The following is a 16,237-nucleotide window of genomic DNA, read 5'->3' on the forward strand; positions in this document are numbered from 1 at the left end:
AGCTAAAAGCTTATAGAATATGCATTTAAAATACGAATCCACACTGAGAGAACCTTTGGTAGACGGGGTTAAGGATTATCACCAGGTAACGGAAGATATCATTAGTCCCATTGAAGGGAAGCCTGGAAAACTGTGGTATGTAGGCTTTTTCATCTCCCTGGCACTGTTGGGCTTTGGCGCCTTTTCCGTGTTCTGGCAGATCTATTTCGGTGTCGGAGTATGGAATCTGAATAAAACCATTGGTTGGGGTTGGGACATTACCAACTTCGTATGGTGGGTGGGTATTGGTCACGCCGGTACCCTGATTTCCGCGATCCTCCTCCTGTTCCGCCAGGGTTGGCGTACGGGGGTGAACCGTGCGGCGGAAGCGATGACGATCTTCGCGGTAATGTGCGCCGGTCAGTTCCCGATCATTCACATGGGTCGTGTATGGATGGCGTTTTTCATTCTGCCTTATCCAAATACCCGTGGTCCGGTATGGGTTAACTTTAACTCTCCGCTTCTCTGGGACGTATTTGCGATCTCTACTTACTTTACCGTATCACTGTTGTTCTGGTACTCTGGTTTATTGCCGGATTTTGCTACCGTTCGTGACAGGGCTAAAACTAAATTACGCAAGTTATTATATGGTGTAGCTGCTTTTGGCTGGACCGGTTCTACCAAGCACTGGCAACGTCATGAAGCGCTGTCGCTGGTACTGGCAGGTTTATCTACTCCACTGGTACTGTCTGTACACACGATCGTATCTTTTGACTTTGCAACTTCTGTAATTCCCGGTTGGCACACTACCATCTTCCCTCCCTACTTCGTAGCGGGTGCGATCTTCTCCGGATTTGCGATGGTACAAACGTTGCTGATCATTACGCGTAAAGTATTACATCTCGAAGAATATATTACCCTGGGGCACATGGAAGCCATGAACAAGGTAATTGTGTTAACGGGTTCCGTAGTAGGTTGTGCTTACCTGACTGAGTTATTCATGGCATGGTATGGCGCTAACCCTTACGAGTTTGCCACCTTCTTCAAATACCGTGCTGCTGGTCCGCTGGGTTGGTCTTACTGGATCATGATGACCTGTAACGTAATCACTCCGCAGGTGTTCTGGTTCCGCAAAATGAGAAGAAATGTAATGGTGACTTTCGTAATGTCTATCATTGTGAACATCGGTATGTGGTTTGAGCGTTTTGTAATCATCTGTACTTCACTGTACCGCGATTACCTGCCATCCAGCTGGGCTTACTATCGTCCATCCTGGCCTGAAGTAGGTTTCTACATGGGTACTTTCGGTTTGTTCTTCACCTGCTTCTTCCTGTTTGCTAAATACTTCCCGGTAATTGCGGTAGCTGAGATCAAGGCTATTCTGAAAACTTCCGGTGAGAACTACAAAGAGAAAATGGAAGTTTACGAAGAAGAGAGTGCTGAGAAATTTGCACACGACGTGGCACATGCACACTAAAAGACGAATTAAGAGAACTAATTACCTGGAATTTGAATTTTTAAATATATGGCTGTTAAAAAATTTGTTGTAGGCTTGTTTGACGATGAGGCGGTGTTGTTTCCGGCAGTAAAGAAAGTACGCACTGCGGGATACAAATTGCACGATGTATACACTCCTTTTCCTATTCACGGCCTCGATCATGCAATGGGTTTAAGAGAAACCAGTCTGCACACAGCCGGTTTCATATATGGTATCACTGGTACTACTACAGCATTATCCTTCATGAGTTGGGTATTTAATGTAGACTGGCCGCTGAATATTGGAGGTAAACCACATTTCCCGCTGCCTGCTTTTATTCCGATCACCTTTGAGCTGACCGTATTATTTGCGGCCGTAGGTATGGTGATGACTTTCTGTTATCTGTGCCAGTTAATGCCGGGTGTGAAGAAGCACATCTTCCATCCAAGACAAACAGACGATAAGTTTGTGATGGTAATAGAGCTGACAGAAAAAACCAATGCGGAAGAAGTAAAGAGCTTCCTCGCTGCTGCAGGTGCACAGGATATCAATGAGCAGAAGGCTGAAGCAGGATGGTGGTTCGGAAGGTACGATAAGGATGATGAACCTTATCTCCGTAAGATTCAGACCGCAAACGCTTAATTAAAATAACAGCTAAAACATACCGTTGCGACATTAGGATTTGAGCAAGCAAGAACTAATGAAAGCTAGATAAATAATTTCTGATGAAAAGGACTTCCAACATATTGATTGTAGCCGCACTGGCAACTGGAGCTTTCCTGGCAGCCTGTAACAGGGGGGAGCATAACAGAAAGCCCGGCAGGATTTATATGCCAGACATGTATGAATCCCGTGCGTATGAATTTTACAGTGCTCGTTTGTCAGGCCTGAAGCCAGTGGAAGGAACAGTAAAAAGAGGAGAACTTTTGCCATACCATCTGAAAGAATCAGATACGGCACTGGCTAATCTGGTGAAGAATCCATTAACTATTACGCCGTCTGATCTTAAAGAAGGCGAACGTTTATTTAATATTTATTGTGGTATCTGTCATGGTACTGCGTTAGATGGTAATGGTCCGCTGTACAAAGGTGGAGATGGACCTTATCCTGCAGCTCCTGCCAACCTGGTTGCCGGTGCAAAATCCGGTTACACGGAAGGCCGCCTGTTCCATGTAATGACTTATGGTTATAACATGATGGGTAGTTATGCCAGTCAGCTCGACAGAGACCAGCGCTGGAAGATTGCTGCTTATATCAAGAGTAAACAGCCAGGTGCTGCCGCCCCGTCTGCCGCTCCTGCTAATGACAGCACTGCAGCTAAATAAATGAGTTAAACTGAATTTCAATCAAGTATTTTAATATACAGTAATGAAAGACCAATTTGTAGTACCGGCAAGATTAAAAAAGACCAGCTTCGTGTTAATGGGCGTGGGCTTGCTGACGTTATTGATCGGATTAATTGCGTTTCAAGGTGAGAACGCGACACGGTTTTGGGCCGGTCTGTTGCAGAACAGCAGCTTCTTTTTGCTGATTACATTGGCGAGCACCTTTTTTATAGCTGCTACTACCCTGGCACATGGTGGCTGGCAGATTGCTTTCCGCCGTGTACCTGAAGCTATTTCAATGGCCGTTCCCGTTTTGGCCGCCATTTTATTTGTGATTGTAATGATCCTTGTTTTTGGTGGGAAAGAGGATATCTACCACTGGGTAAACGCACACCATGTAGCAGAGGATAAGATCCTGACCTGGAAATCTGCTTTCCTGAACAAAGGATTCTTTACCGTAGCGACTATCCTGACACTGGGCCTCTGGATCTTCTTTACCCTGAAGCTCCGCAGAATGTCTATCGAAGAAGATGGATGGGATCTGCGTCCTGAAACAGGCCGTAAATTACTCTGGAGAAATACCGTTGTATGCGGTGGCTTCCTGGTAGTATTTACCCTGAGCGTTGGATCTACCACGCCGTGGGTTTGGTTAATGAGTATCGATGCACACTGGTTCTCTACCATGTACAGCTGGTACACTTTCGCCAGCACCTGGGTATCCGGTCTGTCGCTGATCGCACTGTTCGTAGTATATCTGAAAAAGCACGGTTATCTTACTTATGTAACTGAAGAACACCTGCACGATCTGGGTAAATTCATGTTTGCATTCAGCATCTTCTGGACTTATCTCTGGTTCTCCCAGTACATGCTGATCTGGTATGCTAACATGCCGGAAGAAACCGAATATTTCCAGCCGCGTGTTTGGGGCCAGTGGAGACCTATCTTCTTCCTGAACCTCCTGATCAACTTTGTTACTCCGTTGTTGTTCCTGATGAAAAGGGACACCAAACGTAACTATACTGCCATCGTTTTCATCGCTATCGTGATCATCTTCGGTCACTGGCTGGATTTCTGGCAAATGGTTTACCCAGGCACCGTTAAAACCCTGGTATTCCCTTGGTATGAATTCGGACTCGGACTTGGTTTCGTAGGACTGATCATCTTCCTGGTATCTAACCAGCTGACTAAAGCTGCACTGGTTCCGAAGAATCATCCTTACCTGAAAGAAAGTATCATTCACCACACCTGATTGGGTGATCAAGGAGATTAGGCAAAAGAAAAGCATTAGATAACTTAATTATTTCATATAGCAATGTCAGGATTTTTAGCAGTCTTAGTTGTTGTTCTCATATTCATAGTCATCTTCCAGATTGCGAAGGCGAGCGAATATGTGTCCATATTGAAGGGAGAAAAGAAAGCGCGCGAGCAAAGCAACCGTATAAATGGTTTCCTGCTGATTGCATTCCTGGTGCTGGGGCTTATAGGAGTGTACTGGTGTAACGATTTGCTGAAAGGCAAAATCCTGGGCGAATCTGCATCAGAACAGGGAGAAGGCGTGGATACCCTTATTTATGTAACACTTGCCATTACTGGTGTGGTGTTCGTGATTACCCAGATTGCCTTATTCTGGTTTGCATTTAAGTACCAGGAGAAAGAAGGCCGTAAAGCATTTTACTTTCCGCATAATAATAAACTGGAAGTGATCTGGACCGTTATCCCGGCTATCGCCTTAACCATACTGGTGGCTTTCGGTTTGAAACACTGGTTCCAGCTCACCTCAGAAGCGCCAAAAGACGCTGCTGTGGTAGAAGTAACCGGTAAGCAGTTTAACTGGATGTTCCGCTATCCTGGTAAAGATGGCGCATTGGGTCGTCGTGATATTAAAAATATCGATCCTTCCGCCGGTAACGAACTGGGTCTGGACTGGAACGATCCTTTGAACAAGGATGACTTTATGCCAACTGAACTGCACCTCGTAGTTGGTAAACCGGTAAAGTTCATCATCGGTTCCCGCGATGTAATCCATGATGTGGGTTTACCTCACTTCCGCATGAAAATGGATGCGGTTCCGGGTATCCCTACCACCCTGTGGTTTACTCCTAAGTTCACTACCAAACAGATGAAGGAAAAAACCGGTAACCCGGATTTCACATATGAAATTTCCTGCGATCAGATGTGTGGTAGCGGTCACTACTCCATGAGAGGCGTGATAGTTGTGGAAACTCAGGAAGAATATGATAAATGGGTAGCTTCCCAGAAATCAACGTATAGCCTGACACACGCTGACACTGCAGCTCCGGCTGCGCCTGCCGGCGAAGCGAAAGCAGATAGCACACAAAAAGCAGTAGCTGCCAATATTCAGTAAGCTGTAATTTTGCGTAGAAGAATTTTTGACGGAGTACAATTAAAAACAATAAAGACAAACTGACAAACGACGATACTTCCCGGGCGTTAGTTTATAATAAACCGAACCGATTATGAGTAACGAAGCAACATTGCACAGTCAACAGGAGGTAATGCACGGAGCGCATGATCATCATGATCATGAGCACCACCATGAAGACAGTTTCATTTCGAAATATGTGTTCAGCATGGATCACAAAATGATCGCCAAACAATTCCTGATTACTGGTATCGTTTGGGCTATCATTGGTGCTTTCTTCTCTGTACTGTTCCGTTTGCAACTTGGTTTTCCTGATGCCACTTTCCCTTGGATGGAAAGTATCCTGGGTCATTGGGCTAAAGGTGGCCGCCTTACAGCGGAAGCTTACTATGCATTGGTAACAATGCACGGTACCATCCTGGTATTCTTTGTATTAACGGCCGGCCTGAGCGGTACCTTCTCCAACCTGCTGATTCCTTTGCAGGTAGGTGCGCGTGATATGGCCTCCCCTTTTATGAACTGTTTGAGCTACTGGTTCTTCTTTTTGGCCAGCCTGGTAATGATGGCTTCCCTGTTTGTTCAAACAGGCCCTGCTTCCGGAGGTTGGACGATGTATCCGCCGCTGAGTGCACTGGGAGACGCTTCTATCGGTTCTAAAATAGGTGTGGATCTTTGGTTAACCAGCATGGCGCTGTTTGTTGTTTCGCAGCTGCTGGGTGGTTTGAACTATATCTCTACCTTATTGAATATGCGTACCAAAGGTATGGCGATGACCAAAATGCCTTTGACTATCTGGTCATTCTTCTTCACTGCTGTATTGGGCGTATTGTCTTTCCCTGTATTGCTGTCAGGTTTCATCCTGCTGCTCATGGATCGTCACGCTGGTACCAGCTTCTACCTGTCTGATATCTTTATCGCGGGTAAAGCACTGGCAAATGAAGGTGGTAGCGCTATTCTCTATCAACATTTATTCTGGTTCTTAGGTCACCCTGAGGTATATATCATCATCCTCCCTGCGATGGGTATGGTTTCTGAAGTACTGGCGGTAAGTTCCCGCAAGCCTATCTTTGGTTACCTGGCGATGATCGGTTCCCTGTTCGCTATCTGTATCCTGGCCTTCCTGGTTTGGGCGCATCATATGTTCGTAACAGGTTTGAATCCGTTCCTGGGTGCATTCTTCGTACTCTTAACCTTATTGATTGCGGTACCATCTGCCATCAAGGTATTTAACTGGATCACTACTATCTGGAAGGGTAATATCAACTTTACGCCTGCTTCCCTGTTCTCTATCGGTTTTGTGAGCACTTTTATCTCCGGTGGTTTAACAGGTATCTGGTTAGGTAACTCTTCTATCGATATTCACCTGCATGATACCATGTTTGTGATCGCTCACTTCCATATTGTAATGGGTGTATCTGCGTTCTTTGGTATGTTTGCCGGTATCTACCACTGGTTCCCTAAGATGTATGGCCGTTTCATGAACCAGACCATTGGTTATATCCACTTCTGGGTAACCATGATCGGCGCTTACCTGATCTTCTGGCCTATGCACTACGAAGGTATGGCGGGTATGCCAAGAAGATACTATGATGTATCCGGCTGGGCTTCCTTCAAACAGTTTGGTGGTTTGAATGAGTTCATCACCATCGTGGTAATCCTGGTATTTGCGGTACAGCTGCTGTTTGTGTTCAACTTCTTCTACAGTATTTTTAAAGGTAGAAAGATGACCACACAGAATCCGTGGAATGCAACTACCCTGGAATGGACTACGCCTATCCATGCCGGTCACGGTAACTGGCCTGGTGAGATTCCTGAAGTATATCGCTGGGCTTATGACTATAGCAAGGATGGAAGAGATTTCATTCCGCAAACAGAGCCTATCGGACCTAATGAATCAGCGCACTAAAATATAGTTCGGAATTCCGGCAGGAAGATACCTTTAAGGTGAAAAATCTTCCTTCCGGGATTTTGTTCACTGTGATGTTTGTAAATTTGTTCCGGACTTAAACCCGGAATGTGGCTAGAAAAAAAATGTTGCAAGAAAACTCCATAAAATTGTCGTCATCATATGCGGTAGCAAGCAAGGTGAAAGATTACTCTCAGCTGATGAAGTTTAATCTCACCTTTATGGTGGTATTTTCATCTGTGGTTGGTTACCTGCTGGTGCCCGGCGTGGAGTTTAACTTAGTGAAAGTTCTTTTATTATTTGCAGGTGGTTTGCTGGTTTCCGGATCAGCCAATACCATTAACCAGATCTGGGAGAAGAATACAGATAAACTGATGGCGCGCACCGCTGTTCGTCCATTGCCTTCGGGGCGTATGCACGACAATGAGGCGATAGCATTGGCTGTGGTAACAGGTATTGTGGGTCTCCTGGTAATGGGGTACTGCTTTAACTGGTTGAGTGCCGCATTGAGCGGAGTGTCTTTGGTGTTGTACGGTTTTGTGTACACACCCTGGAAAAAATGGAACTCTCTTGCCGTACTGGTAGGGGCTATTCCAGGCGCCATGCCTCCCCTGATCGGTTGGGCAGCAGGCGCCAACAACCTGAGTGAAGGTGGCTGGTCGTTGTTTGCTATCCAGTTCCTGTGGCAGTTTCCGCATTTCTGGGCAATTGCCTGGATTGCATATAAAGACTATACCAAAGCAGGCTTCAAAATGCTGCCTGGCAGCGGAGAGCCCAACAAGTACACCGCCATACAGGCCGCTATGTACACGTTGTTGCTGATCCCCGCCGGCGTAGCGCCTTACCTCCTGAAGATCACTGGAAGCATTTCTGCGATAGTGGCCATTCTGGCGGGTATTTTCTTCCTTTACAGGGCAATTAATCTGTACAGAAAGAATGATGTTCCTGCAGCGAGAAAGCTTATGTTCGGATCTTATATTTATCTGACAATTGTTCAGCTGGTACAACTGCTGGACAAAGCGTAAAATGAAAAGAGGAGTGATGGATACTATGACATTAGAACAACGTAAGAAAATACATCCGCATAAATATTCCTTATGGATCGCCATGGGTAGCATTACCATGATGTTTATCGGGTTTACGAGTGCTTATATTGTTAAAAGATCCCAGGCAAACTGGCTGGCATTTGAACTGCCGCACATTTTCTGGATATCCACTGCTGTAATTTTAACCAGCAGCGTAACTATACACCTGGCTTTAAGGCAGTTCAGAGAAAGGAATATGCAGCGTTACAAGCAACTGATCACCCTTACCGCATTTTTGGGTGTGGTGTTTGCGGCCTGCCAGTGGATAGGATTTTCACAATTGAAGTCGGTGGGACTGCCCCTCAACGGGCCTGTTTCCGCTTCTTTTATTTATGTTATCGTAGGAGTACACATGCTGCACGTTTTGGGTGGTGTAGTAGCGCTGCTCATTATGTTTGGCAGGGCTTACAGAACCCGTGTACGGACCTACAGCGCAGTTCCCATTGAAGTAGCCGCAACATACTGGCATTTCGTGGATATACTGTGGATTTACCTGTTAATTTTTTTAAGTATCGCCAGATAAACTTTGTAAAATTTTATAAAACAAACAATGGATACAGCAGTTACAGCGAAGAAAAAATGGTGGGCCGGAGGATATTCTCCCTTTAATGTGAGCTATGGTAAGTTGATGATGTGGTACTTCCTGATGTCAGATGCGTTCACATTCGGCGCATTGTTGATTTCATATGGTACCATCCGGTTTTCCAGCCCATCCTGGCCTGATCCGAATGAGGTGTTCCGCTCCTTCCCTGGCATGGGCCATGCCAACTTACCGTTGGTATTTGTGAGTTTGATGACCTTCATTCTCATCATGAGTTCTGTAACCATGGTACTGGCTGTACATGCCGGTCACATGAGAGATAAAAAAGCAGTGGCCAAATGGATGCTCTGGACCATCATTGGTGGTATTGCGTTCCTGAGCTGTCAGGCATGGGAATGGACACACCTGTATCACGAAGGTGCATGGTGGGGTCGTAATCCTTTCCTGAATGTTGACGGTACACAGGCATCTACCAACTTTACCAACTTCTTCTTTACCATTACCGGTTTCCACGGTTTACACGTAACTTCTGGTGTGATCCTGAATATCGTTATCCTGGCCAACGTACTGAAAGGTACTTATGAGCATAGAGGTCACTACGAAATGGTAGAAAAAGTAGGTTTGTACTGGCACTTTGTAGATCTGGTTTGGGTATTCGTATTCACCTGCTTCTACCTGCTCTGAGCCAAAGGCAAGCAGAATAGTACAAGGTTTGTTGTTGATTATTTGGAATCTGATTTTTAGAATTTATTTAATTTAAATAGTAATGGAGCATACACATACTGAGGCTGGGCATGAAGCTGCACATGCCGATTCATCTACCAAAACAATCTGGAGAACGTTCTGGATCCTGTTGTGTATCACAATGGTGGAAGTAGGTCTGGCCTTTTTACACCTGGAAACAGGTTTCCCCAGCAGGGTATTCCTGAATGCGATCTTCGTTGGCCTCACCGTGGTGAAAGCTTTCTATATCGTTGCTGAATTCATGCACCTGGGCCACGAAATCAAAAACCTGATCCTTACCATATTGATTCCGTTACTGTTATTTGTATGGTTTATCATCGCATTCCTGTATGAAGGTGATTCCTGGAAAAACATGCGGAAAGACCTGAAGCCAGGTACTCCAATTGAAACGCCAAAGGCTCCTGCAAAAGAAGGACATCATTATTAATTTCACCATAAACTATCAGGATCATCTCTCGCAGGGCTTTATTAGGAGTGTCGTTGGCTATACTGGTGCCGCTTTTGGGTTATCTCATTGTAGATCACTATGGAAAAAATGTGGTGCCTGTACCCGGATACTTCATCCCGGAAAGAGTAGATACGATCTCAGAAAATGGTAAAGTTTCGTATGATACCGTTTTTCATAAGATCAGGGATTTCAAACTGACCAACCAACTTGGAGAACAGGTGAGTTTGAAAGACATGGAAGGAAAAGTGTTATTAGTTGATTTCTTTTTCACCTCCTGCCCCAGTATCTGTCCAACTTTAACAAAAAACCTGAAAAAGGTACAGAGCGCTTACGTAAAGAACGATTCTCTGCTACAGATCCTCTCCTTTTCAGTAGACCCGGAAAGGGATACGGTAGATAAGCTGCGCAAGTACGCATACGACTACCAGATCAACCCGGATAACTGGTGGCTGCTTACAGGTAATAAAAAGGAGATTTATGACCTTGCCAGAAATGATTTCTTTGTTTCTGTAACACAGGGAGATGGCGGTCCGGACGACTTTATACATACCGAGAAGCTGGTATTAATCGACAAAAACAGGAATATCCGTGGATATTATAATGGTCTTGATTCCAATGATGTAAAAAGATGTGCAGGCGATATCGCCATATTACATCTGGCAAAAGACAGACACCGACCGGGTTTTGCGGCCTTCCTTAAAAAACTGTTCTCCGGAGAGAAGTAATAAAAATAATTATAAAGGAAAGGTGAATAAGGAAAGGTTGTTCACCTTTCTTTATTCACCTTTTACATTTTAGTGGATATGGAATTTAAGAACAGAAATCTCAATACGCCTATTACCATCGTGTCGATAGTTATACCCACACTGGTTGCGTTATTGTTTGTGTTACCCAAGCCGGAAATGCATCCTGGTTTTGATATCAGGATATTGCCGCTGTTCCACGCCATCCTCAATACCAGTACTGCCGTTTTACTACTGGCCAGCTTGTATTTTATAAAGAACGGACAGGTAAAAGCCCATAAGACCACCAATTTGATTGCGGTCGGTTTGTCGGCAGTATTCCTGCTTTCGTATGTTACTTATCATGCACTGGCTCCGGAAACCCGTTTTGGTGACCTGGATCATAACGGTATCCTGGATGCCGGCGAAAAAGCGATGCTGGGTGGTATCCGTTATATTTACTACTTCCTGTTGCTGACGCATATTGTACTGGCCGCCATTATAGTGCCGTTGGTGCTTTTCACACTGTTACGCGGGTTTCAGAATGATATTCCACGCCACCGAAAAATTGCCCGTATTACGTGGCCTATCTGGTTTTATGTAGCAGTAACAGGTGTGATTGTTTATATTATGATTTCCCCTTATTACCATTGATAGAATTAAGGAGATTTTTTAAGACAGATAGCCTAATTTTGTGAGATCAAACAATAATACTATGAAGAAGACAGGTTTGTTTTTACTGACAGTGTTTTTGACGGTGATGAGCGGATCAGTAATGGCGCAATGTTCCCTGTGTACTAAAACGGCTCAGCAGCTGGGCGAAGGTCCGGCAAAAGGTTTGAACAATGGTATTCTGATGCTGGCTTTAACGCCCCTGGCCATTATTGGTTTCCTGGCTTTCCGGTGGTGGAGAAGTAATAAAGAAGCCTGACAATTTTCGTATAACCCAAAATAACTATGATTACCTACAGAAAGGCGGATATAATGGATATCCCGCAGTTAGTGCGTTTGCGGCTGCAGTTTCTGAAAGAAATTTACCCTAAGTCTGATAACTCCCAGGATGCCGTGTTGAAGGATCAGCTCAGGGTCTACTTAACAGAACATCTCTCTGAAAATAATTTTGTAAACTGGTTTGCTGTTGCAGAAGACGAGGTAGTGGCCAGTGCGGGCATCGTTTTTTATAACCAGCCGCCGCTATACCACAACCTCGAAGGCAAGGTGGCCTATATTCTGAACGTGTACACGCTTCCTGCCTTCCGCCGGAAAGGTATTGCAAAAGCGTTGATGCAAAAGATCCTCGACGAAGCCATACAGCGTAATACTGGAAAGGTGAGTTTACATACCAGTAAGGAAGGCCGTTTATTATATGAACAGTTCGGGTTTGTGGCCGGTGATAATGAAATGACCTGCCAGTTGCCCCGGATTCAATAAATAGCGGCTACTCTTCCCGGAGTTTAAAAACGGGACATTCCATTCTTAAGCCACCGTTGTTCAAAGAGATCTTCAGTTTACTGCAGTGATAACCTTTCTTTTCATTGAGATGCTCACAGTTAAAGCACATGGGCTGCGTGGAAATAATTTCCTGTTGATTAAGCTGGTAAATCAGCTGCATCAGCTGTTCCAGCAGTCCGGCCTGGTCTTTCAATGGCAGTTGCGCTACTGTTGCCTGTAACGGATCCGCAAATTGTTCTACTTTTTTGGCAACCGCCTTTCCCTCTTTTACCAGGTGTAAGGTGTGGCTGCGGGTATCTGTAGGGCTTGCCTTACGCGTCAGGTAGTTCTTCTGTTCCAGTGATTTTACTGCATCGCTGATGGTGGCTTTGGTCATGTTGAAGTACGATGCCAATGTTGTTACAGTACGTTTTTCCTCCGGGTAGTGCAGTAAAAAGGTAAGTACCTGGATTTGTATGGGGCTAAGTCCATACTGAGTTGCTTCCTGCCATAATAATACGCGGAAGGCTTCTGATAATCGCTCCAGGGAGGCCACTACTTTACTAGGTGTGTTTTCTGCCTGCTGTGCAGGGCTGAATGTGGAAACTTTCCCCATATTTTCTTGCTGTCCTTATAGTTAGTGTGGCAAGGTACAATATAAATATATGGCGTGAAATAGCATATTAGTGACATTCCTGCGGGAATCCGGCTTTTTTTAGTGACATCCCTCCAATTCATGGATATAATACCCCTTTTGCCGGATCTGGGTTTCCCAGCGTGGTATAATTTCGGTGATATGACAAAAACGGCAGTCTTTCCGGGAAACAATTAACCCCTCCCCCCTTTTGGATTGGAGATAAATATTCCCGTAAATCAGTACATCATCAAATGAGGTTTCCTTTGTAACTATGATATCGAAATGCAGATATCCTCCATCTTTTTTCTTAACATAAGTGTCGAAGACAGCAACTTGCATTGGAATACTTTTGATGCTCACGTAAATGGTCATACTAAAAGGGAAGTTGTCGGGGTTGAGGGTATACCCATAACAATACACTAAAACTAATCGCTTTGAACCATGCCTGCTGCATGCGCTCTACCTCCGCGGCAGGGCGCCCGTATTTGCTTAAATAGGGTCTGCCGGCTTCTGAAACAGGGTATATAAAAGAAGAGAGGTAGCGTAAATATATCATGGGTAACGGGTCCATATCATGCTCCGCCGTGGGCCTGAGCTGCAGCTGAGCAGCAATCCGTTCTTCAAACTGCCACCACGGATTTCCTTCCTGGCGGGTACATAAATCAGCTATCCATTTACGGAAATGAGGGCGGAGCGATTGCAGGTATTGCATGTCGGGAGCGCCATCCCTGGTGAAATAGTTAGCGAGATAGTTATTCTTTGAAATAGCATCATACCAGCTGTTCAGAATGTCTTCCGCGTGTGGGGCCAGGATGTTTCCTGCCAACATCAGGTATTGCTCATCCTCCCGGGTGAACAACAACATTCTTTTTAGTCTGACCAGTGTTTGTGCATCCAGTGAGGGTTGGGGGTTATCAGCGCCAGCTGTGCCTTGATGCATAGCGTCATTCATACATTTTTAATTTTGGTTTCCTTCACGGATTGGTTATCACAAATATAATAAGGTTACCTAACTAAAACAATAGTATAATGACGTATATTCCTATACGTTAGCTATTAAATATATTATTAAAAAATTATTTGTGATTCTACAATGAACTATATAGCTTTGGTAATCTGGTTGATAATACCCTTTCATGATTAATAAGCTATACGCAATAACAAAAAGCGGTTGGCCGCCGGCAGCGGAGGCTGCACATATACCTGCGGATGTACGCGGCAAAGGGGCATCGCGCACGTTGTATCTTTCTGTTGCAGCCATACTGGTAGCGGCGGCAGGCACTGTTGCCGCCTGGGCCATTAGCGTTATCATCCACGCGATTACCTCACTGGCTTATTACGGGGAAATAAATACTGCTGCTACAGGTATTGAAAATACAGAACAGGGATTGTGGATCATTGGTATCCCGGTGGCAGGCACACTGTTACTCGTTGCCATTACCCGTTACACCTCTCCCCTGCTCCGCGCGATGGGATTAACCGTTGCCATTGGCGCGGGTACTCCATTGGGGATAGAAAATGCCGCGATGTTATTTAACGGAGGCTTAGGCGCATGGATCGGTAAACTATTCCGTTGTACAAACGATGAATGCCGGATTCTTTTTACAGCCGGTGTGTGCAGCACTTTAGGCAGCCTCTTTGGCGCGCCGGTGGCGGCTGTATTCCTCGCACTGGAAGTGTTTCTGGCGGAATGGACGACTGGCAATATATTACCGGTTGTAGCGGCAGCAGCCACCGCGGCCGCGGGAAGTTACCTGTATCGTGGTACCAGTCCCGTACTGAGCTTCACTCCCCTGCCGGCCATGAATGCAAAGGCCGTGATAGGTTACGTGATAGTAGCTGTACTGGTGGGTTTGTGGGCGAGACTAAGTATAGTATTATATCGTTTTGTTGAAAAATGGTTCGCAAAGCTAACTAAATACAATACATGGTATCTGTTACTGGCGGCATTGCTGACAGGCATCATCGGCTATATTTCCCCGCGGATACTGGGTACCGGCGAGGGGTATGCCCGTGATCTGCTGGAGGCGCATGTTACGTTAGCCATCCTTTTTGCGCTGGCCATTCTGAAATGGATCGCCTGGCTTTTCTTTTCGGGTGCCAATAAAACCGGCAGCGGCATTATTCCATTGCTGATCATTGGAGGCGCTATGGGCTTGTTGATTGGCGCACCGCTGCAAATGGCTTTTCCTTCTTTAATGATCAATGCCGGAGTTGTGGTAGTAGTGGGTATGGGCGCCATGCTGGCGGGTACTTCACGCGCGGTGTTAACGGCTATTATATTATTGCTGGAAATGACCCATGATATCAATGTGGCTCTTCCTGCAATACTTGCCTGCATACTGGCATATGGCATTGCCATCTTCAAAAAGAAAAAAGCGCAAAACGATTAACCGCTCTGCGCTTTTTATTTTATTCATGTCCCGAAACAAACTTCAATCCTACAATAGATCCTATTAACAAGATCAGGAAAAAGATACGTAACATAGCGGCAGGTTCTTTAAAAAAGATCATACCGGCAATGGCGGTACCAGCAGCGCCAATGCCCGTCCATACTGCATAAGAAGTGCCTATAGGAAGACCGCCGTTAATGGCTTTATTCAAAAAGAAAAAGCTCAGACAGATACACACCGCGAAGCTGACAGAGGGCCACAACCTGGAAAAATTTTCGGAATACTTTAATGAAATAGTAAAGCCTATTTCAAACAGTCCGCCAATGACAAGGAATAACCAAGGCATAATTACAGAATTTAGAAAGTAAGAAAAAAATATTGGCAACGAATGGGTATAAAAAGCCCTCTCCCTGTGGATCAGAGGCCGTAATTAAACACTGCGTAAGCGATAGATATGCCGAAAGAAGTAAAACGCATGCGGCAAAGGTAGCAAAAATTATCTAATCAATTCTGCGGAGCGCTTCACGTTTGCTGAGTGGCGCGAGTGTATGGCTGTCAACAAATTTGCGTACACTGTTGGGATTTGTTTTGCTATACTCCCGCAAAGCCCAGCCAATGGCTTTCTGAATGAAAAATTCTTTGGAGTGGGCGCATTGTTTTACATAATGATACAACAGCTGTTCGTTGGTATGTTGCTTGTATGCATTCTGGTGTATAATGGCTGCGCGTTGTATCCACATATTTTCACTGTTGATCCATTGGTTGGTAGTAGCCAGCGAGGCTTCGTGAAATTTTTTCAGCCACGGCCCGGCGAGGCACGACACTATACTATCTACACTGTCCCACCACGATTTATGAACAATCATGTATTCAAAGAGATGGATATCTTCTGCTCTCCATTCTTTGTTTAATAGCTGCATAAAATCTATGGCAGCATATTGATATTCACGTTCCGGTTTTTTCCATAATGCTTTTACCAGGGCGGGCATTTCGCCGATGGCGGGCAATCCATATTCTGCTTTTAACCCTTTGTTGATAAGGCGGCGCTCCGGCGCATTAATGCCCAGGTATTCAAACTGGTTGCGCATGTATGCTTTCATAGCAACGGCATTGGCCGGATTGGCGGCCACCATATATGCATCCGTGATCAGGTTAAGATAGCGCAT

At 45.2% G+C, this 16,237-nt stretch carries 20 protein-coding genes; 15 read left to right on the plus strand and 5 right to left on the minus strand.

Annotated features, from left to right (window positions below; translation table 11 throughout):
* The first annotated feature begins 19 nt into the window (after positions 1-19).
* The 14 genes from nrfD to ACMXI2_RS29445 all read left to right on the plus strand — a co-directional run bounded on the left by nrfD (position 20) and on the right by ACMXI2_RS29445 (position 12,041).
* Positions 20-1,456, plus strand: coding sequence for an NrfD/PsrC family molybdoenzyme membrane anchor subunit (gene nrfD / locus ACMXI2_RS29380; RefSeq protein ID WP_483779427.1), 1,437 nt, complete (start codon positions 20-22; stop codon positions 1,454-1,456).
* Positions 1,457-1,504: 48 nt separating this feature from the next.
* Entirely contained in the window at positions 1,505-2,098 is a 594-nt protein-coding gene (locus ACMXI2_RS29385) for a DUF3341 domain-containing protein (RefSeq protein ID WP_477054646.1), read from the plus strand.
* A gap of 83 nt (positions 2,099-2,181) precedes the next feature.
* Positions 2,182-2,781, plus strand: a complete 600-nt coding sequence (locus ACMXI2_RS29390; RefSeq protein WP_079471716.1) for a c-type cytochrome — start codon at positions 2,182-2,184, stop codon at positions 2,779-2,781.
* Between the two features lie 43 nt (positions 2,782-2,824).
* Complete coding sequence (locus ACMXI2_RS29395; RefSeq protein ID WP_483779428.1) at positions 2,825-4,030, plus strand: quinol:cytochrome C oxidoreductase; 1,206 nt, start codon at positions 2,825-2,827, stop codon at positions 4,028-4,030.
* A 63-nt stretch (positions 4,031-4,093) separates the two neighbouring features.
* Entirely contained in the window at positions 4,094-5,146 is a 1,053-nt protein-coding gene (locus ACMXI2_RS29400) for a cytochrome c oxidase subunit II (protein WP_483779429.1), read from the plus strand.
* Positions 5,147-5,258: 112 nt separating this feature from the next.
* Positions 5,259-7,070: a cytochrome c oxidase subunit I gene (locus ACMXI2_RS29405; protein ID WP_483779430.1), complete on the plus strand. Its 1,812-nt coding sequence runs from the start codon at positions 5,259-5,261 to the stop codon at positions 7,068-7,070.
* A gap of 149 nt (positions 7,071-7,219) precedes the next feature.
* Positions 7,220-8,095 (plus strand): heme o synthase, encoded by an 876-nt coding sequence (cyoE, locus tag ACMXI2_RS29410; protein ID WP_483779431.1) that lies wholly within the window; start codon positions 7,220-7,222, stop codon positions 8,093-8,095.
* Position 8,096: 1 nt separating this feature from the next.
* The gene (locus tag ACMXI2_RS29415) at positions 8,097-8,678 is read left to right on the plus strand and encodes a cytochrome c oxidase subunit 3 (RefSeq protein ID WP_483779432.1); all 582 of its coding nucleotides are present in this window, start codon (positions 8,097-8,099) and stop codon (positions 8,676-8,678) included.
* Positions 8,679-8,705: 27 nt separating this feature from the next.
* Positions 8,706-9,380, plus strand: a complete 675-nt coding sequence (locus ACMXI2_RS29420) for a cytochrome c oxidase subunit 3 (RefSeq protein WP_483779433.1) — start codon at positions 8,706-8,708, stop codon at positions 9,378-9,380.
* Between the two features lie 82 nt (positions 9,381-9,462).
* Positions 9,463-9,867 (plus strand): cytochrome C oxidase subunit IV family protein, encoded by a 405-nt coding sequence (locus tag ACMXI2_RS29425; protein WP_483779434.1) that lies wholly within the window; start codon positions 9,463-9,465, stop codon positions 9,865-9,867.
* Between the two features lie 53 nt (positions 9,868-9,920).
* Positions 9,921-10,613 (plus strand): SCO family protein, encoded by a 693-nt coding sequence (locus ACMXI2_RS29430; RefSeq protein ID WP_483779435.1) that lies wholly within the window; start codon positions 9,921-9,923, stop codon positions 10,611-10,613.
* A 78-nt stretch (positions 10,614-10,691) separates the two neighbouring features.
* Positions 10,692-11,264: a DUF420 domain-containing protein gene (locus ACMXI2_RS29435; RefSeq protein ID WP_483779436.1), complete on the plus strand. Its 573-nt coding sequence runs from the start codon at positions 10,692-10,694 to the stop codon at positions 11,262-11,264.
* Positions 11,265-11,325: 61 nt separating this feature from the next.
* Positions 11,326-11,541, plus strand: a complete 216-nt coding sequence (locus ACMXI2_RS29440) for a hypothetical protein (RefSeq protein WP_079471726.1) — start codon at positions 11,326-11,328, stop codon at positions 11,539-11,541.
* A gap of 26 nt (positions 11,542-11,567) precedes the next feature.
* Entirely contained in the window at positions 11,568-12,041 is a 474-nt protein-coding gene (locus tag ACMXI2_RS29445) for a GNAT family N-acetyltransferase (protein ID WP_483779437.1), read from the plus strand.
* A 7-nt stretch (positions 12,042-12,048) separates the two neighbouring features.
* On the opposite strand, the gene ACMXI2_RS29450 is transcribed toward ACMXI2_RS29445, so the two are convergent.
* The 3 genes from ACMXI2_RS29450 to ACMXI2_RS29460 form a co-directional block, all read right to left on the minus strand.
* Positions 12,049-12,657, minus strand: coding sequence for a MarR family winged helix-turn-helix transcriptional regulator (locus ACMXI2_RS29450; RefSeq protein WP_483779438.1), 609 nt, complete (start codon positions 12,655-12,657; stop codon positions 12,049-12,051).
* 99 nt (positions 12,658-12,756) lie between these two features.
* Positions 12,757-13,017 carry a DUF2024 family protein gene (locus ACMXI2_RS29455; protein ID WP_483779439.1) on the minus strand — a complete coding sequence of 87 codons (261 nt, stop codon included), beginning with the start codon at positions 13,015-13,017 and terminating at the stop codon, positions 12,757-12,759.
* 34 nt (positions 13,018-13,051) lie between these two features.
* A complete protein-coding gene (locus tag ACMXI2_RS29460) occupies positions 13,052-13,630 on the minus strand; it encodes a protoglobin domain-containing protein (protein WP_483779440.1) in 579 nt (192 codons plus the stop codon).
* 184 nt (positions 13,631-13,814) lie between these two features.
* Between ACMXI2_RS29460 and ACMXI2_RS29465 the strand changes: the two genes are divergently transcribed.
* The gene (locus ACMXI2_RS29465; protein WP_483779441.1) at positions 13,815-15,071 is read left to right on the plus strand and encodes a chloride channel protein; all 1,257 of its coding nucleotides are present in this window, start codon (positions 13,815-13,817) and stop codon (positions 15,069-15,071) included.
* Between the two features lie 19 nt (positions 15,072-15,090).
* On the opposite strand, the gene ACMXI2_RS29470 is transcribed toward ACMXI2_RS29465, so the two are convergent.
* Positions 15,091-15,417 (minus strand): DMT family transporter, encoded by a 327-nt coding sequence (locus ACMXI2_RS29470; RefSeq protein ID WP_483779442.1) that lies wholly within the window; start codon positions 15,415-15,417, stop codon positions 15,091-15,093.
* A 154-nt stretch (positions 15,418-15,571) separates the two neighbouring features.
* Entirely contained in the window at positions 15,572-16,237 is a 666-nt protein-coding gene (locus ACMXI2_RS29475; protein WP_483779443.1) for a DNA alkylation repair protein, read from the minus strand.

This window comes from Chitinophaga sp. G7 BAM 1005, from assembly GCF_057126945.1.